The organism is Sphingobacterium sp. UBA7625, assembly GCF_002484085.1.
Lineage (GTDB): Bacteria > Bacteroidota > Bacteroidia > Sphingobacteriales > Sphingobacteriaceae > Sphingobacterium > Sphingobacterium athyrii.
Genome location: NZ_DLJD01000045.1, coordinates 43234 through 62750 on the forward strand (window position 1 = coordinate 43234; position 19517 = coordinate 62750).

The window sequence follows — 19517 nt, forward strand, 5'->3', positions numbered from 1 at the left end:
CACCCTTATCGGAATGTGTGGCTTAAAATCTACAATGTAGTTTTATCTGTTTATATTACAGCCTATTCGTTTTAGCTAACTTACTAATGAAAAGAAGAGTGAGCAAGCCCAGTACCGCAAATAAAGCATAGCCCAGTCCGATTTCAAGCTGAGACGAAGGGTTGACCAAGCTGACAGTGCCATAACTTAAGGAGGATGTGACCAGGTAGGTAATTCCACCGACTAATCCGCCTGCAATCCCCGCCGACAAGGGGAATCTGCCCAGACAATAACTGAAATAGTTGTTAAATATAAATCCGGCTGTACAATGGATGGCAAACGCAAAGAATGTCAAGGTATATAAATTTGCTATATAGGGAGAGACCACAATCATGACTAACACCAAGATGATCTGAATAAAATTTGCCATTCGCAATTTAGGGAGGAGGGCTCTTTTGATCAATACTTTTCCAATAAAGCCTCCACACATCCAGGCCAATCCCATGATAAGCGATATGTACCCCGTCGTGATTGCCCCGTAACCCAATTGGTGCTCGATGAAAAATGGACCACTAAGGTTATAAAACATAACAAGTCCATAAGATATCCCGCACATCAATACGCCGAACGTGAAGTCATTTGTCTTTAACATCATTTTAAATTCGCCGATAAGATAGCTGATGTGCAATGGTTTTCTTTGTTTGATCGTCTCTCCGGAGAAGATCAATTCCAGCACAAAAAGGATAGCGCTATAAACGGCAAGAACCATAAAATTAGACCGCCATCCAAACTGTGTTTGCAGGTATCCGCCAATAAAAGGAGCAATAATAGGTCCGATCGACCAGACGATGGTCATAATACTGAGGTAATGTTTGCGCTGCTCTCCTTCATACACATCCACAAAGTAGGCCCGTTTGGAAATCACAACGAACGCAGACAGAATTCCCTGGAGAATACGCATACCGTAAATGACCCAGATATCATGTGTAGTTGCGGTTATCCAAAAACTAAGGACAAAGAGAAACAGTGAAATCAGATTAATTTTATATCGTCCCCAGGCATCTACAAGTGCGCCAGTGAAGAATTGTGCGACACCATAACTGATTAGAAACAATGAAAGCGTTAACTGGATGTGACCTTCGCTGAGACCGAGTTCCAGAGCCATTTGTGGCATCGAAGGTAGATAGATGTCAGTAGCAAGCCCTGTTATGGGAACAAGTGCAAAAGCCAGTATCGTCGGAATAAAAGATTGGCGGGGTTTAGCGTTTTTTTTCATCTTGATAATTTGTCGACAAAAATAATTCCATTGATGGAAACAAAATATATAGAATTCAAACAAATTATTGTGAAAATCAAACAGCCTGTGCGGCAAACTTCCAGGATAGCAATGCTGGCAATGGCCAACATTGCTATATATGCGTTTTAATAGCCTGGATTCTGCTCAAGGATGGTCTTTCCGACCAGATCGATTTCTGTTTGTGGAATCGGGAAAAGATGCATATAATCTTTGGGTGATAACGTGACTTTCTGAGCGATTTGTGAGGAAGGATTGTAATTACGTTCTTCGACCTTCATCACTGCCGTCATTTTTCCTTTACGGACCAAATCGTACCAGCGTTCGCATTCAAAGGCTAGCTCGATCTGTCGTTCATCGAGCAATGCGGTAACAAATTGGTCTTTTTGCGTCAGCTGATCAATGCTGTAGTTATGATTTTGATTTCCGAATGCCCTTTGACGTATTTTATTGAGTTGTGTTATTGCATCGCCAAGTTTGCCGTTTTCATTCAGCGCTTCTGCATACAGTAAAATGATATCGGCCAATCGAAGAATGGGAAGATCCAATCCCGCTGCCAATGCCGTGTGTTTGACAATAAATTTGGAGGCATATGGAAAATAGATGGCATTTTGTCCACCTGATACTGCGGAAAAATAATTTGATTCAATCGTTTTGCGAAGACGTTTATCATCAGTCTGAATCTTTTTATGTAGACTCCAGGAAGGGAGTGCAACCTCAGAACCGCGGGACACCAAATTATAAATTCCGCCATTAGGAACAAATGCTGTAGACAGGTCTTGACCGTTGGTACCGTCCGTATAGCCAATGCTGAAAAGAACCTCACTATTGTTCTCATTTTCCAGTGACCACAACTGATTATAATCAGCGACCAGCGTATAATTATCTCCATAACTGGTGAAAAATTGTCGCAACACTGTCTCAGCGTTCGTCCAGTCTTTTTTTGCCACATATACTTTGCCAAGCAGTGCAAGAGCTGCTTCCTTGCTTGCCCGATTTCTGGATAAAGCGGATTTTAACGGAAGTTTTTCAATCGCATCGTTCAGGTCCTGAATAATTTGATCGTAAATCGCCTCCGTAGCACTTCTTTTGTATTGTCTGGCTTCGTCAATCGACAATGCTGTAAGTACTTTAGGAACAGCACCAAAAGTTCGGACCAGATCAAAATAAAATAAAGCCCGCATAAACTTAGCTTCGCCCAGATGTTGATTTTTTTTGCTCTCGGTATAATCTTTAGGTTTGTCTATATTCGAAATCACGGCATTGGCCCTAAAAATTCCCGCATAGCTTTCCTGCCAGAAAGCGGTCAGGATAGGGTTGGTCGGAGAGATGGCCAATGCATCTATTTCAGGAATACCCGCAAAACCGGTATTGGTTGATCCATATAAATTATCGGAACAAAGCTCCAGCAACTGATAATCATTTGGCTTTCGGCTTTGCATTTTAGCATAAATACCGAGGACGGCTTTTTCCATATCGTTGGCATCATTGTAATAATTGATGTCTGTCAGTGATGATGGTGGAATTGTGTTCAATAATTCATCCGTGCAGCTGCCGAACAGCAAACTTGAAGCCAGTAGCAGGGTTGTTATGTTTAATTTCATGATAGGCACACATTAATAATTAAAAACTGAGATTTAATCCAAAGGTGTATACACGGCTTATGGGTTCAGAGCCCACATTATAACCGGGCGTACTGCTGATACCACCGACTTCACCACCCGTATAACCTTCAGGATTGTAGGCGTGAAAACCTTTTTTTGTCAACAAGAAAGCATTGTTTACCGAGGTAAATAGCCGAAGGCTCTTTATGCCCATTTTTGAAGATAAATCTGTCGGGAAAGTGTACCCAAAATTGATATTACGTAAAGCCAAAAAGGAGGCATCTTCAATGTAAAGGTCCGAATTGGCGTTAAAACTTAGTTGGCTCAGAGACAAGGCTGGAGTATGGCCATCGCCAGGGTCTTGTGGCGACCACCAAGAGCCGGCAACCAGCGATTTTCTCATATTCCCCAGTACAGAACCCTGATAAAACTGATTCTCGAAATTGTACATTTTTGATCCGATTACGGCCTGCAGGGTGAAAGAAAGATCGAAGTTGCGGTAAGAAAATGTATTGGTCATCCCCCAGTAACTTTTAGGCATAAAGTTACCAAGGATGCTGCGGTCGTCAGCTGTTATTTTACCATCTTTATTGATATCTTCATAAATGGGATTACCAAGCTTTTCGCCCGTCAGTTTCGGTAAACTGTTTAGTTGTTCCTCACTCTGGAAAACGCCAATATGTTTATATCCGTAGTAGGAAAACATCGGCTCGCCCACGCGAAGTAGCCAGTTCATACCATAGGAAATGGACGTCATCCTTTCATTGACACCGCCCAGATTAATCACTTTGTTGCGGTTGATGGAGAAGTTGAAATTTGTGTTCCACTTCAATTTGCCAATGAGATTTTTGCTGTTCAGATCAAATTCGAAGCCCTTGTTTTCGATTTCGCCAATATTGGATAGAGAGCTGGTAAAGCCGGTTGTACCGGGGATGGAGACTTGGTAGAGCAGGTTTTTTGTACGTTTACGGTAGTAGTCGGCGGTGATCGAAAGTCGATTTGTCCAAAACGACAGGTCAATGCCAAGGTCAAACTCATTGGTTTTTTCCCAGCTTAGTTTATTATTGCCAAAACTGCTTTGTGCTAGCCAGTTCTGTGTTTGATCATTTACCGTATATAATCCGCCAGTGACCAGGCCTAAATAAGCGAAATCGCCAATGTTCATATTGCCTGAATTTCCTAGGCTTGCACGCAATTTAAAGTCTGAGATCAGATCTTGGTCCAGCATAAAGTTTTCTTTGCTAATGCGCCAGGCCGCGGAGGCTGAGGGAAACAGCCCCCATTTGTTATCGGGTCCAAACCGCGACGAACCGTCGGTACGGATGGACGCAGAGAGTAAGTATTTTTCTTTATAAGCGTAATTTGCACGTCCAAAATAAGAAATCATTCCCCAGACGGATTTTAAGGTATTGCTTCCGTTGGGATTGATCAAGGCATTATTTAATGTTTCAATTATATTGTTGTTGAATGTTCCGTTGACGGCCAGCAAATTGATATTTCGGCTTGTAGCTTTTTGGTAAGAAGCGCCTGCCATTAAAGAAACATCATGATGTTGAGCAAACGTCCTGTTATAATTTAACGTGTTTTCATTGAGCAGCGTGATGATGCGGGAATCTGCGGCATTGCCTGAGGAAAGTCCGGTATTGGATGCCCAAGAAGCCTGAAACTTATCCGTATTGTTGTAAAACATATTTGCATTCAGGGTCGTTTTAAATGTCAGGCCATCGAGGATTTTGTAGACGGCATAGATATTGCCCAATGCACTGAGTGTCTGTCCCTGATTATTGGTTCCCATCAAGATTCCCATTGGGTTGGCTTGTGAGGATACGTTGAAGCCCCAATAATCACGTGCTTTAGGGTAGCTTCCATCCGGATTTTGGATCGCAACAAAAGGGGGGTATTTATTGTAGGAGTCCATTGTCAACGGGGAGGTGCGAGCTGACTGATAGGTTGGGTTGAGCATTGCACCGATCTGGAACCGTTCGTTGATTTTCGTATCTACGGAAGCCCGCATGCCATAACTCTTGAAAAAGGTGTTTAACAGCGTTCCCTGCTGGTCTTTATAAACTGCAGAGAGGTAATATTTAGTCTGTTCAGTACCCCCGGTTACAGAAAGATCATAACTTTGAAAAGGCGCATTTTTGGTTACTGCATTTTGCCAGTTGACGTCGTTACCATTCAGTATGTCCGGATTCACCTGGTAGCCTGCCGGGCGGCGTGAGTCCCCCCACAGTGGGAGGCTGGTATCGCCACCTACATAAAAGTATTCCCGATTCTGATATTTAATAATGGTTTCATAATACTCTTGGCTGCTCATAAAATCGTCATGTAGGATAGGTTGTGACCATCCTGCCAGGACATTTGCACGTACAACGGGCTTGCCCGCTTTCCCTGTTCTTGTGGTAATGATGATGACCCCACCAGAGGCTCGTGACCCATATATTGATGCCGCTGATGCATCTTTTAATACTTCGATGGATTCAATATCATTTGCATTGATATTGGACCAGCTCGCCCCGGGGAATCCGTCAACCACCAGAAGCGGATCATTTCCAGCAGAAATTGAGCCTATACCACGAATCCGTATGACGGGAGCGGCACCAGGGGTACTTCGGGTCTGCGAGATATTTAATCCTGGTAATCTAGCCTGAAGTGCGGTCTCCGGCCGTGCGCTTGGAACCTGGTCCAAATTTTTATTTTCAATTTTTGATACCGAGGCGGTTAGAGAGCTTTTTTTGATCGAACCATAGCCAATGACAACGGTTTCCTCCAACTGGGTGGCCGACTTGACTAGGGGGATAATAAGCGTTGGGGTACTGGTCAAAGCTACCCGATAGCTATCATATCCCACGGAGGTGATGGTCAGGGAATCCCCAGGTGATGCCAAGAGCTTAAATTTTCCTTCGTTATCTGTTGAGGTGTACTTTCCGCTGGAGGTTCTTATGGTAGCTCCAGCTAGTCCAACATTAAGCTGCTTATCCTTGACTAAACCATCGTAGGTTATTGCTTGTTGGGCTACTGAAAACAGCGGGCTGGCGCCACATGTTGCGCAGAGCAAAAGGCAGGAGATATTGGTTAATTTTGCCATAATTTAGTTTATAAAGTAGTACGCAGTAAGTTATCTTAGACCTAAGAAATTTTGTACGAATGCATCGTCGTTTAGTTCTGGATAATCGCTGTACACACGGTCGATTTCCTCTTTTTGCCCCGGCGATAGTTGTTCCTTTGGATTGATACACCAAGTACCTTTCATCAAGCCCTGACGCGTAAGGACTTCATGGAGCCCCGGTATACAGCCGTGAAAAGCATTTGCCGGATCAAAAAATGCAGCATTGCTGTCGGTTATTGCAATAGCTTTGCTTAATAGGTGACTTGCTGTCTGATTATCAGGATTGCATTTGTAGGCCTTAATTTCATCCAGAAGTGTTACTGCTTTTTGCGTCCACACGGCCCAATGACCCAGTAAGCCCCCTTTAAAATCAATCTCAACAATCTTCCCGTTCACTGGAAATTGATAAGTGGTCATTAGGTCATTGACAATATTGTCATCATTGCCTGTATACATGGCGATTTGATCACTACGATTTGAATTTGCGAGCGCACGCATGACATCCAGTGTTTGGTAGCGATTGAAAGAAGCACATTTGATAGCAACAACATTTTCTATCGCAACAAACTCCTGCCAAAAGGAATAGGAAAAAATACGTCCGCCCACCGAGGGTTGGAGATAGAATCCAAATACCGGAATGACAGCGGCAATTGCACGTACCCGATCAAGTATAGCCTTTTCTGTCCATCCGTTGAGCCCGCCCATACTTAATAAGCCAATATCATAGCCATATATAAGTGCTGTGTTTGCTTCCTGTATCGCTTGCTCGGTAGGTCCGCAGATGCCCGCAATCTTAAGGAAGGGGCGTTGAAGCTGCGCCTTGTCCACCTCTTCGCTGGCCCATTTTAAAACAGTTTCGAATAGGTTGATTTTTGGATCACGAATTTCGAACTGGGTAGAATGTACGGCGACGGCAATTCCTCCAGCTCCGCTTGCGATATAATATTTTGTCAAAAGGCGTTGAGACTCTTCATCTATGCTGCGGTCTTCATGAAGAGCCAGGGGATGGGCGGGGATGACTGTTCCGGCCTGGAGATGTTGTTGTAAATTAGCGTCTAATTTTTTCATTGGAATAATTGTTTTTCTTTAGAATTTCCCTTTTCTTTCTTGAAAATGGGTGTCTTTGTTCCAGAGCTCACCGCCGTTCATTAACCAGTGTGCCGTAATAGCAATGGCTTCCCGGATGGTCGTTTTTGGATAGCCAAATAGGCGGTGACATTCAGAGGCATTGTTGAGCAGGGCTGTTCCTGCAGCTTGGTTTATAAATACCGGTGTACTGTTGAAATGTTCGCCAAATCGCTCAGCAATCCAACGTATAGATAGGATTTCAGGACCGGTCACATTCAATATTTTTGCAGGAGTCTGGCAGTGCAATAGGGATCTTAAAGCAATTTCATTCGCGTCCCCTTGCCAGATTACATTCACGTTTTCGGTTGTCAGATCTATGGGCAATTGCTCCTTGACAGCTTTTGCTATTTCAACCAATACACCATAGCGAAAATCGACAGCGTAGTTTAGTCTATAGATAAGGGTCGGTGTATGGTTTTTCTTGGCAAAATATTCGAAAATGCGCTCTCGGCCCAAGCAGGATTGTGCGTATTCACCCACAGGTTCTGGGGTAGTTTCTTCGGATACTCCGGCACGATTGATGGGCACAAAAGGAAGCACATTACCCGATGAAAAGGCGACAATATTGGATTTTTCGAAATGGGAGGCAACCATTCCGGGGAGGTAGGTGTTCATCGCCCAGGTGAAGTCCTCATTTCCCGTTGTGCCAAATTTATGGCCAGCCAGATAGATGACATTGGGGACCTGCGGAAGCTCCTTGAGCTGATTGGGATCTAATAGGTCGCAGGCAATAGTCGAGACACCGATATCTTCTAATTCCTGCTGTAATTCTGTCGTTGAAAAGCGCGATACGCCAATAACCTTTTTTTCAATGCCAGCAGCCTCAATCGCCCGAATAGCCAATTTAGCCATGCTTGGCCCCATTTTTCCGCCGATTCCTAAGAATAGGATGTCTCCCTGGATTTTTTTTATGTCTTCAATGAGCTCCGCCGATGGCGCGAGTATCTGTTGCTCTAATGCTGCTAAAGTGTTGTTATCCATAGCTGATTTATTTGATTAAATTGTAAAAATTACTGATAGCGAGGGCGACGAGCAATACAAGTCCCAGGACGGCCCACAATTTCGTCAATGGTTTGTTTCGGAGATCGCCCATGATCTCCTGATCGTTGGCGATGAGAAATAGGATAATACCAATAAAAGGGACAAGGAAAATGGTGATGCTTTGTGCAAAAACAATTAGTTCCAAGGGTAGGTTTCCGAAGATAAGGGCAATGACAGAACCAAAAATCATAACCATGGAAATGAACAGCTTGACTTTCGGATGGTTCAGGTTATTGCCATAACCAAAGGTATCACCGAGTAATGATCCGCCGAGGACGGCGTTTCCAATTAAGGACGAAAAAGAGGCTCCAAACAGTCCGACGAAAAAGAGGTGCGAAGCATAAGTTCCCAAAAGTGGCTCCAGCGCACGACCCATTTCAGCAGCCGAACGCAGTTTGATGCCCTGAGGATGGAGTGTGTTCGCCGCACATACCATTACGGCGGCACTCATAATGCCCAGGATAATGATACCGATCCGGCTTCCCATGAGCTGCCTTTGGGTCGTCTGCTGGTCGCCGGATAATTTGCGCCGGGATTGTACGAGATAGCTCTGATAGAAAGCGCCCACAATGGAAAAACAGGAAGCCGTAAAAGCAATGATCAGGCCGACTGAGCCGGGTGGGATACTTGGTACAAATCCCTTAAGAAAGTCGCCTACAGGGGTCTCAATCATAATCGCTGTTGAAAGAAAGGCAAAGAGCATAAGAATAATCAATGCCAGCATTAATTTTTCCAGCAGTGCGTAGAATGATTTAAAGAAGAGTAGCAGAATACCGATCACATTGAACACAATAATCCAAATTTGCGGATTTGTTCCTGTTGCCTCCGAAATGGAAATGGATACCCCGGTGGCGTTGCCCGATTGGAAGCAGGTGGCGACGAGAAAAATACCGATGCCAATAACAATGGATATTGTCTTCCCGAATTTATTTCGGATTAAAGTGAGGAGGGATTCGTCACGGGCAATGCCGATACGTGCCGCCATATTGGTGAAAACTGTCATAAAACAGATGGCGACAACGACGACCCAAAGGAGTGAAAAACCGTAATCGGCGCCCATTTTTGATGTAATGGTCATTTTACTTGGGCCGAAAACCAGAGCCGCAGTAATGACACCCGGTCCCAGGATGGATAACCAGTTCTTGAATAAGGAGCGTTTGGGAGCTTGTTGCTGTTCCATAAATTTAGCGTAATGAGGTTAAGTTCTGTTGGTTGATTTTAGAGGCATTATTCCCAAAATGAGTTCGAATATAATTTGCAACCGCGATGATCTCCTCGTCTTTGAGAAACGAAAATGCCGGCATTGCACCCTCATAGTTGACCCCATTGATCGACTGACCGTTCAGTCCATGTAAAAGCAGCTTTAATAGGGGTTTGGGCTCACCAATGACCGTGGCTGACTGTGTTAATGGCGGAAATGTATTTGTCAGTCCCTTACCGTCAGATTTGTGACAGGAAGCGCAATAGGAATCGTATAATGTTTGCCCGTTTTTTACGGTCGGCGCGATACTGTTGGCCGTTTGTGGCTTAAGGATGGGAGCGGCCGCCTTGTCTGAAAGCCGAAGCCGATAAATAACATCGTCATCTGGCTTTGGAAATCCTTTTTGCGGATTCCAGTCACGGTTGCTCGAACAGAAATAGATATCGCCGTTGGGTAAAACCAATACCGAGCGCAAGCGGCCAAGCTGATCTTTAAATAAAACTTTTTCATCGGTTATCTTTTTGCCATCGGCTGATAATTTCAGAATCCGTAAGGACTGGTTTTTTAGCGTTGCTAAAATCAAGCTGTTCTGCCATTCAGGAATGGTTGCGGCACCATAATAAGCCATTCCGGAGGGGGCAACCACTGGTGTCCACGATTTTATCGGTTCAGTTCGAGGGCTTAGCTTGGCTATAGCTTTTTCCTTTTCGGTATCAATCATACCTTCAATTTGCGGCCAGCCATAATTTTTAAGGGGCTGGATAAGATTAATCTCATCTTCAATGGCATCCCCATGTTCGGAGGTGTAGATTGTTCCTTTGTCGTTATGGGTAAGTCCCTGCATATTACGGAAACCCCAGGCATAAACATAACTGTTTGCTATCGGATTATCCGAAGGAATCGTACCATCCAAGTTTAACCGTAAGATCTTTCCATTTAACGAACTGCTATCCTGGGCAAAGGTATCACTTGCCGCATCGCCTGTCGCCCAATACACTTTCTTGTCAGAAGATACAATGACGCGCGAACCATTGTGTCCGCTATTGCCGGGTATCTGCAACAGGAGCTTTGGGTTGGACAGTCTGCCATCGGCGCTATAATCGTAGCGGTATAAATTTGAAAAAATAAGGCTGTCTCTTTTACTGGTATACGACAGATAGAGGTAGGCCTGCTCGTGTTCAGGCTGATACAGGGACATACCTAACAAGCCGAGCGTACGCTGATGGTAGACGTCTTTTAGGCTGTCGACTAAACTGACCTTTTTTGTTTGTATATCCAGCCTTCGGATACTTCCGCCAATTTCCGAAAATAAAATAGCCCCGTTTACATGATCGTATTGTAAGTCCCATGGAACTTGTAGGCCAGTGGCCTCTTTGGATAAAGAAAGTATGCTGTTCTCCAATTGGATGCTATTGATTATCACTGTCTCCTTTTCGTCCCTTGTAGAACAGGAAGACAGGAAGAACATCAATGGCAATAACCAAACATAGTTTATTTGTTGTTTCATTGTCGGTCAATGGTTACTTTTTTGATTTATCTGGTTATGTCAAAATTAGTTTATTAAAAATAAATATACAAAAAATAATGTAATTTGTATACAAAATTATTAGATACGCATTGCTAAATTCGATTTAGTGTTGTTATTAGTTAATTCTATAGATAGTTTTACTAGGTTGGCCTATGTTTATTAGGGAGGATGCTTTGTAAAAAAGTAAAAAAAATATTGAATTGTATACAAAAAATATATATTATTGTATTCACTATGATAAAGTATAGGAGCGAAGTCATTGTAAATTATAAAACGAAATGCCGCTTCTTTAAAATACCAATAAACTGAAGAGCTTATAAATCATTTATTTAACCACTTTAACCTGAGTATTCATGATACTAAAACAGATTAAAATCCGGGATGTGATAAACAGGAACTGCCTTTTGGTTGGACTGCCTTTTATTTCAATGGGTGCGTTTGCCACTGTTCCCTCTTTTCCTCACCTGGAAAAGATTCCCATTCAACGCGTTCTTACTTCGACAGGGGGCGCAGCAAATTTTCAACAGCAGATCGTTGGGCAGGTGCTCGATGCGAAAGGTCAGCCACTGGCTGGAGTGGAGGTGCGCAATCTTAAAAACTCATCCGTTACGGTGACAGATCAGGAGGGGCGGTTCAAATTGAATGGGTCTTCTTCGGATCAGATTCAGTTTCGCCTGATCGGTTTTAGTACAAAGGTGGCTTTGGCAAGGGATGTGCAGGCTTTGGTGCTTGAAACGAATGAAAGTACGCTTGATGAAGTCGTTGTAATTGGTTATGGTAAGCAGAAGAAAGAGACGCTGACGGGTTCTGTTTCCAGTGTTAGGTTTGATGAGTCAACGGTGAGCCGGCCAAACATGAATTTGGCATCCGCTTTGGTCGGTAAGGCATCTGGACTTAATATTGCGCAGACCTCCGGTAGTCCCGGTGCAGAAGGATTTGATCTGTTGATTCGTGGTAAGGGGACAATGAATGATGCTTCCCCTTTGGTTGTCATTGACGGGGTGCCCGGTGCATTGAATGATGTCAATCCCAATGATGTGGAAAGTATATCCGTGTTGAAGGATGCGTCATCGGCTGCAATATATGGTTCCCGGGCTGCGAATGGCGTTATACTGGTAACTACCAAGCGCGGGAAGGGAGAAGATTTTACTGTAACCTATAATGGGTACTTCGGGCGCCAGCAAGTGGCTAAAAATATCGATTTTATAACTGATATGGCAACCCATATGGAGCTTGTTAACGAGTCGGAAGGGCGGGAAAAATATAGCGCTGAATTAATTGATACCTGGAGAAAGGAGTCGGCGGCAGGTAATCCGCTGTATCCAAATACAGATTGGTACAAGGAAATGCTGAATACCGCGCCGTTAACCGAACATACACTGTCTGTTCGTGGCGGCGGTAAAAAAGGAAATTTTGCCATGTCCTTGGGTTTTCTGGATAACAAGGGAGTGGTGGATAATTCCGGTTTCAAAAAATATGATTTTCGGATCAATGCCGATACGAAGATCAAGAATATCTTGACCTTGGGCGGAAATGTTTTTGGTACCTGGTCAAACCGGCAGCCTCTGGATGTGAATAGCTTTTTTGGAGCGATCCGTAATACGACGCCGGGAGTTGTGCCACAGTATGAGGACGGCCGTTATGGAGGGGAGATGTTTCCAGGGCTGCCTCAGGGGTCTAATCCAAGAGCTTATGTAGATAATATTCGGGGTGACTACGAAAGGCAAAAGCTTGGGCTTAAGTTTTTTAGTATAGTGAATTTCATGGAAAATCTGGAGTGGGAGAGTAGTTTTGGCTTTAATTACAATAATAACCGGAATTGGGAATATGTGCGGCCTTACTACTTGTGGAACTTACAGACCGGATTGGAATATCAAAAAAAGCCAAGCGTAAGTAGTTTGTTCAATGGTAGCATCCGTAATTATACAACGGTGCTGAATACCCTGTTGCGGTACCGTGAAACAATTGCGGACAATCATCATTTGGCGGTATTGCTGGGTTTTGATCAGCAGTATAACCGTATGGACAAATTTGATGCAAAAAAGAATGATATATTGGGGGATGATGCGATCTATATTCTGGATGCGGGGGCAAACCTTGAAGCGATCAATGGTTCCGGAACAGATGATGCCCTTCAGTCTTATTTTGGCCGTTTGAATTATGATTTTAAAGGGAAATATCTATTTGAAGCAAATGCACGCTATGACGGTTCTTCCCGATTTGCAAAGGAGAATAGGTGGGGGTTCTTCCCGTCCTTTTCAGCGGGCTGGCGTGTAACGGAAGAGGAGTTTGCGCAGCCTTTGAAAGCTATATTTGATGAAATTAAAATTCGTGGTTCATGGGGTAAGCTGGGGAATAATAGAATCGGCGATTATACTTATCAAGTCGTATACGGTTCCTATTTGTATCCATTTGGTGGTCAGCTGAAGCAAGGGGTGGCGCCAAAGGAAATTGCGAACAGTAAAATTAAGTGGGAAACGACAACGATCGCTAATATCGGTTTGGATCTTGCTTTGTTAAATAATAGGTTGACTTTTAGCGCGGAATATTTTGATCGTAACACCTCGGATATCCTGACAAAGATCCCTATTCCGATGGTTATGGGTAACTTCTCGCCACCCTGGCAGAATATTGCCGAGATGCGTAACAGAGGGGTTGATCTTCAGCTTGGATATTTTGGGAAAATAGGTGCAGATTGGTCCTACGGTTTAAATGGTAACCTGTCCTTCCTGAATAATAAAGTGATTAAGTTCAACGGCAATAGATCAATCAATGAAAGTTATATTACCATGGAAGGAAAGCCTTTCAATAGTTTTTATATGCTTGAATTTGATCGAATTATACAGGACCAAAGTGAAATTGATCAATTGAAGACAGATGGTTATACTTTTGGGACATATGTGGGCGGAGAGCCTAAACCGGGGGATATGTTGTACAAAGACGTGAACGGCGACAAGGTGTTCAATGAGGAGGATAGGGTTGTCAAGAATTATTCGGGATTGCCTAAAGTTACCTATGGATTGAGTCTGAATGCAGGTTTTAAGGGTTTTGATCTGAACGTCGTGGCACAAGGTGTTAGTGGTGTGAAGCAATATTGGGGTAACGATGGTTTTAATACCTTCAACATCAATGAAGGTTTCTTGCAGAATGCGGAAATATTAAACCGCTGGACACCTGAAAACCATTCTACCGAATATCCGCGACTGCGTACTTCGGGCAGTGCTTTAAATACCGTATACAGTGACTACTGGCTGCATAATACCTCGTTTTTGAGAATAAAATCGCTACAGCTGGGCTATGCTTTGCCAAAAGAGGCTTCGGCAAAATTTAAAGTGGATAGGTTACGTGTATTCGCTAATCTGGAGAATTACTTTACATTCACAAAGTTCAAAGGTTATAATCCGGAGAACGCCAGTGTCTCTTATCCCTTAATGAAACAATGGGTAGTTGGTTTAAATGTAACATTTTAAGACGAAAAGCCATGATTAAGAAATTTAACAAAATAATAATTGCATCATTTGCATTGGCGCTACTAAGTTCTTGTAGTGATTTTTTGGACCGAAACTCACTGGTCGGTCTTTCGGAGGAGAGTTTTTGGAAGTCTGAGCAAGATGCTGTCATGGGGGTGAATACCCTTTACCATGCTAATAGGGAATTTACCAATAGTATCGTGATTTATGGGATGATGGATGATTTTACCGATATATCCTATCAGTCTTTTGCAACAGGATTGACAACGGGTGTTTTTCCTGCCAACGCAGGTTTTTACCTAACCTCCTGGGGGATCTTTTTTAAAGGAGTGTATCGTGCAAATACGGCTCTGAAGAATATTCCTGCTATCGCAATGAGTGACGCTATAAAAAAACGGAGTATTGGCGAAGCTAAGTTTTTCCGGGGGTATTTTTATTTTAAATTATGGGATTATTTCGGTGGAGTTCCTTTGTATGAAACTCCTATTAATGTGGATGAATCTTATGAGCCCCGGAATACAGAGAAAGAGGTGTACGAGTTCATTGTTAAAGACATGACCGAAGCTTATGAGACATTGCCGGATACTTATGATGCTTCAAATAAGGGGCGTGTGACCAAATGGGCTGCCCTCGCCATGCGGGGCAAAGCACATCTTTGGGCGAAGGAATATGCAAAAGCTGCTGCTGATTTTAAGGAGCTGATGGATAAAAGTGACCGCAAGTTGCTTGCTGATTTCCATACTTTGTTTCGGGTTGCCGGCAATAACAATAGTGAAGTGATCTTTGATGTGCAATATATTGCTGAACAGGGGCACGGTATAGCGACCGACCGTAATTACGGTAATGCCCGAGGTGCGACGACAGGGTCCCAAAGGACAAGACCCACGCCTCAGCTTGTCAATGCTTTTGATATGGAAGATGGAACGGCTTTTAATTTTGCGAATTATACCAATGCAAAAGGGCAGCCTTTTAACCCCAATAGTGCGGAGGATTGGAAAGACGAGGCTTCGGTGCGTAAGCTATTTGAAAAACGCGATCCGCGCTTGCAGCAGTCCATTGTTGTGCCGTGGTCAACTTTTGTGGGGAGAGGTGGCGTGACTTATCTCTACAAGTTTCCGGTAGCGAGCACCGACCCGAATGCCTATGTGCCCGTGTGGACAAATGGTAGCTATGCATGGCGCAAATTTGTGGAGACAGGTTCTGTTTATACGCTTCAGGATAATATGCCGCAAAACTTTCCGTTGATTCGCCTGGCGGATGTGCTTTTGATGTATGCTGAAGCAAAGAATGAAACCTTGGGTGCGCCTGATCAAACGGTCTATGATGCAGTGAATGCGGTTCGTAAAAGAGTTAAAATGCCTGATCTGCCTTCTGGCTTGAGTAAGGAACTGATGCGTGAGAAGATACGTCACGAACGTATGGTAGAACTGGCCGGTGAAGGGCAGCGGTATTCGGATATTCGACGATGGAAAATCGCAAAAGATGTCGTGAATAAAGTTTGGATGACAGATTTTAACGGGACGCAGATCAGGCAGCGGGGGTTCCCGGATCATTATTATCTGTGGCCTATTCCGCAGGCAGAAAGGGATGTGAATCCAAATTTGACACAAAATCCAGGTTGGGAGTAAAAATACTTCCGCCTGTTGGTTAAATAGTTATATTGTATCATTGGTAATGAGTTGGATGAAAATATATTTTTCGTTGTTTTTGGTGTTGGTGTCAACGTCGGCCTCCCATGCGCAGCAAAAAGAGATTCTAGTTGATTTGAGTCGGGGTGATTTAAATAAAAAGACCGTCGTTTATGAAAAACCAAAAGGAAAAGATGAGCGGGGGCTGGTGTTGAAAACCGTTCCCGTTTCAGGTTACCCTGATCGTTTGGCAGATATTGAAGTTGCGGTTAAGGTGCCGCAGGCAGGGTGGTATGTGCTGGAGTCAGATGCTCGGCCCCGGGATCTGGAGCGGTTAAAACAGGAGGATGAAACGGGCTTACTGACAAAAGTCGCCTATTTTCAGTTGGGTAGACAGCGGGTGACAAAACGTATCGTGTATGATAAACTGAAAGGTGGGCATCAGGAGCTTGGAAAATTTGAGCTCCTGAATACAACGGAAAAATTAAAAATCTGGCTGCCTGCAAATTTAATGTTGCAGGGCTTACGCATCAGGCCCTATGTTCCGCCTGTGGCACCTTTAGAGGCTGTACATTATCAGCCTAAAATTACACCGCCGCAAGAAAGGCCAAGGTTGTGGGTGAATAAAGAAAGCTTACCTGTTGTCAGGGCGCTGCTTTTATCTGAGGAGAATGGTCCGGCATGGAATAAAGTGAAAGTCTCGGCTTTGGCTCCCTATACCTTTCCGACCAATGAACATCAGGAAATATTTTACAATGAAGGGTTAGAGCATATCATTGAGCAGAAAGCTTTTTACTACCTTATGACGCAGGATGAACGAGTTGGCAGGGAAGCTGTGGATCTGGTCTCGCGTTATTTGTCAGTTCTGGAATTTGGGAATGTAACACACGGTGATATTACCCGCGAATTGGGGCGTGCGATCTATACAGGGGCATTGGTCTATGATTGGTGTTATCCACTGATGGATGCCGGTGTTAAAAGTCAGATGCGGAAGGATTTTAAGCGATTGGTCATGGATATGGAGGTGGGCTGGCCGCCATTTTACGGACTGGAAAGTATTATTAACGGCCATGGTAACGAAGCGCAGATCTGCCGGGATATGCTGTCCTGGAGTTTGGCGGTATATGATGAAGATCCTGAGCCCTATAAATATGTTGCTTATAGTGTTCTGGAGCAGCTTGTGCCGATGCGTAAGTTCGAATATCAGTCCCCGCGGCACAACCAGGGGGTTGATTATGGTGGTTATCGCTTTGGCTGGGAAATGCATGCAGCCTGGTTGTATTACCGTATGTTGGGTTATCCCGTATTTGATGATAACATCAAGAATATGCCCTATTATTGGTTGTACATGCGTACGCCTGACGGTAAAATGCTGCGCGACGGCGATATGTTTAATGTGAAGTATAATTCCAGTGATGATTTTTATTGGAAAAATCCCCAGACAATGCTGCTGTGTTATGCCTATTCGGGAAATGCGATGATCAAGGCAGAGTTTTTGAAACAGGGTGGTTTGCCCGACAATCCGGTGTTGTTTCTGTTGTTAAATGATCCGAAGCTCAAAGCAGATTTCGATCGCTCAAAGCTGCCATTGACCAAAGATTTTGGATCGGTTTTGGGGGCTATGGTCGCCCGGACGGGATGGAGTGAGGAGAAAACAAGTAAGGAGGTTGTTGCTGAGATTAAAGGCGGTGGTTATCATTTTGGAAATCATCAACATGCGGATGCCGGTGCCCTGCAGATTTATCATCATGGTATTCAGGTGGGTGATCTGGGTTTATATCTTTCTTATGGATCACCTTATGACTTTAATTTTAATAAGCGCTCCGCGGCGCATAGTATGCTATTGGTTCGCGATCCTGCTGAACCGCTCTTATTCCGGACCAAAACTAATGATGGTGGGACACGCTTTAGTCAGCGTTTTCCGCGTACCGTAGCGGAAGTGCTCGGTGACTCCTGGTACCATACCGGAGAAATCAGGGCTTCGGCGTTTGGTGCGGATCCTATCCAACCTGCTTACAGTTATTTTAATGTGGACCTTACTGCTGCCTATTCGTCTAAAGTAAAGTCGTACGCAAAGAGTTTTCTGTTTTTGAATCTGAAACGGAAAGATGTGCCTGCTGCGATTGTGTTATTGGATGAATTGAAAATCAATAATAGCGAATTTCAGCCCTACTGGCAGATTAATACGCTGAATAAACCGGTCGTTAATGAAACAGGGTTTGTTTTGAATAGTCAGTTTAAGAATGTGGGTGGAAAGACTTATGTCGATATGTTTAAGCCTGCTGTGGTCGATCGGGAGGTGAAAGTTTATGCCGGTGATTCCACGGCTTTTGTATTTGGGGACCTGTATCAGGTGAAATCGACCTGGCCTGAGGCGCGCGGGGCGCGGGTTTTAGTTAGTCCAAAAGCTAAAAGCACACAGGTGAGCTATGCTACGGTTTTTCAAATGGCGGAAAGTGCCGAAGCAAAATTACAGGTGAATTACGAGGAAAAGGAGGATTATTACTTGATTCGGATTGCAGACCGTATGCTCGTTATAGCCAAACCCGATCGGTATCTCGATAAAACGATTGAAATCGCTGTTCCTGCGGATCAAGAATACGAAGTGGTTGTCGTGGGCCTGAAAGATGGTTTCTGGAATGTGAAAAATCCATCGAAAAATAGTAGCTTTAATATAAATATCCTCAAAGGGAATCATACGACCAGTTGGAAATCTAAGGCGGAACTATTCTATTTGTCACCGGGGAGACAGTATGGTGCCCGTGAGGGGGCGTTTTAGTAAAGGAATATATTGTTTAAATTTTTTAAATGATTTTGTATTCTTATTTTTGTAGAAAATTGTATACAATATGAAAGAGGATTCGCTTGCCAATAAGGTTTATTTGGAAGTCCGCAAGAAGATTTTATCAAGTCAGCTCGCTGGTGGGGCGCGGTTGGTCGAAAGTGCCTGGGCTGATAAGTTGGCTGTAAGCAGGGTAGCTGTTCGCGAAGCCTTTATGCGTTTGGCTGGAGAGAGTTTGGTGGAGTTTGGTGAAAAAGGAGGTTGCTTTGTGAAAAAGATGACCGTCGAGGATGTGCGGGACATCCGTGAACTGCGTGAATTGCTTGAAGTCGGTGCTTTAAAGATTTTGTTTTCAAAAAAGAATAAAGAGCTGATTGATGATTTGGAATTGATCTGCAATGACTTTTCGGATATGGTAAGCAAAGGGTATTATGGTGGGGCCTGTGAGGCCGATGTACGCTTTCATGAACGAATTATCGAAGGTACTTGCAATTCCAGACTAATCGCTATTTATAAAAATAGCAATATTCCTTTATTTCACATGAAATTAGGAGCCATTCTTGGGCAGATGGAGGATTATCTGGACACCGAACAAGAGCATCGTGCAATTGTGGATGCATTAAAAGCGAATGATTGGAACAAGGCTTATGAGACTTTGGTGCATCACCTCGATCGAGGTGAGCAGGAAGCTTTGGAACTTGTGTAAAGTCTCGCTGGAACATACGAAAGACAAGAGGCTGTCTCAAAAAGACA

11 protein-coding genes are annotated in these 19517 nt (G+C 43.8%); 4 read left to right on the plus strand and 7 right to left on the minus strand.

Annotation, left to right across the window (positions count from 1 at the left end; genetic code table 11):
• Nucleotides 1–55: 55 nt before the first annotated feature.
• The 7 genes from B4G94_RS18710 to B4G94_RS18740 form a co-directional block, all read right to left on the minus strand.
• The gene (locus tag B4G94_RS18710; RefSeq protein ID WP_286860899.1) at nucleotides 56–1255 is read right to left on the minus strand and encodes an MFS transporter; all 1200 of its coding nucleotides are present in this window, start codon (nucleotides 1253–1255) and stop codon (nucleotides 56–58) included.
• 146 nt (nucleotides 1256–1401) lie between these two features.
• Nucleotides 1402–2877, minus strand: a complete 1476-nt coding sequence (locus B4G94_RS18715) for a RagB/SusD family nutrient uptake outer membrane protein (RefSeq protein WP_286860902.1) — start codon at nucleotides 2875–2877, stop codon at nucleotides 1402–1404.
• A 19-nt stretch (nucleotides 2878–2896) separates the two neighbouring features.
• Entirely contained in the window at nucleotides 2897–5965 is a 3069-nt protein-coding gene (locus tag B4G94_RS18720; protein ID WP_286860904.1) for a SusC/RagA family TonB-linked outer membrane protein, read from the minus strand.
• 30 nt (nucleotides 5966–5995) lie between these two features.
• Entirely contained in the window at nucleotides 5996–7054 is a 1059-nt protein-coding gene (locus tag B4G94_RS18725) for a dihydrodipicolinate synthase family protein (RefSeq protein WP_286860907.1), read from the minus strand.
• A gap of 18 nt (nucleotides 7055–7072) precedes the next feature.
• Nucleotides 7073–8095, minus strand: coding sequence for an NAD-dependent epimerase/dehydratase family protein (locus B4G94_RS18730; RefSeq protein WP_286860910.1), 1023 nt, complete (start codon nucleotides 8093–8095; stop codon nucleotides 7073–7075).
• 7 nt (nucleotides 8096–8102) lie between these two features.
• The gene (locus B4G94_RS18735; RefSeq protein ID WP_286860913.1) at nucleotides 8103–9335 is read right to left on the minus strand and encodes an Nramp family divalent metal transporter; all 1233 of its coding nucleotides are present in this window, start codon (nucleotides 9333–9335) and stop codon (nucleotides 8103–8105) included.
• Between the two features lie 4 nt (nucleotides 9336–9339).
• Nucleotides 9340–10863 (minus strand): PQQ-dependent sugar dehydrogenase, encoded by a 1524-nt coding sequence (locus B4G94_RS18740; protein WP_286860916.1) that lies wholly within the window; start codon nucleotides 10861–10863, stop codon nucleotides 9340–9342.
• A 374-nt stretch (nucleotides 10864–11237) separates the two neighbouring features.
• Here B4G94_RS18740 and B4G94_RS18745 point away from each other — a divergent pair, with 374 nt between their 5' ends.
• The 4 genes from B4G94_RS18745 to B4G94_RS18760 all read left to right on the plus strand — a co-directional run bounded on the left by B4G94_RS18745 (nucleotide 11238) and on the right by B4G94_RS18760 (nucleotide 19470).
• Entirely contained in the window at nucleotides 11238–14354 is a 3117-nt protein-coding gene (locus B4G94_RS18745) for a SusC/RagA family TonB-linked outer membrane protein (RefSeq protein ID WP_286860919.1), read from the plus strand.
• Between the two features lie 11 nt (nucleotides 14355–14365).
• The gene (locus tag B4G94_RS18750) at nucleotides 14366–15982 is read left to right on the plus strand and encodes a RagB/SusD family nutrient uptake outer membrane protein (RefSeq protein ID WP_286860922.1); all 1617 of its coding nucleotides are present in this window, start codon (nucleotides 14366–14368) and stop codon (nucleotides 15980–15982) included.
• A gap of 55 nt (nucleotides 15983–16037) precedes the next feature.
• Nucleotides 16038–18761 (plus strand): hypothetical protein, encoded by a 2724-nt coding sequence (locus B4G94_RS18755; RefSeq protein WP_286860924.1) that lies wholly within the window; start codon nucleotides 16038–16040, stop codon nucleotides 18759–18761.
• A 70-nt stretch (nucleotides 18762–18831) separates the two neighbouring features.
• Nucleotides 18832–19470 carry a GntR family transcriptional regulator gene (locus tag B4G94_RS18760; protein WP_121123730.1) on the plus strand — a complete coding sequence of 213 codons (639 nt, stop codon included), beginning with the start codon at nucleotides 18832–18834 and terminating at the stop codon, nucleotides 19468–19470.
• Nucleotides 19471–19517: the final 47 nt, after the last annotated feature.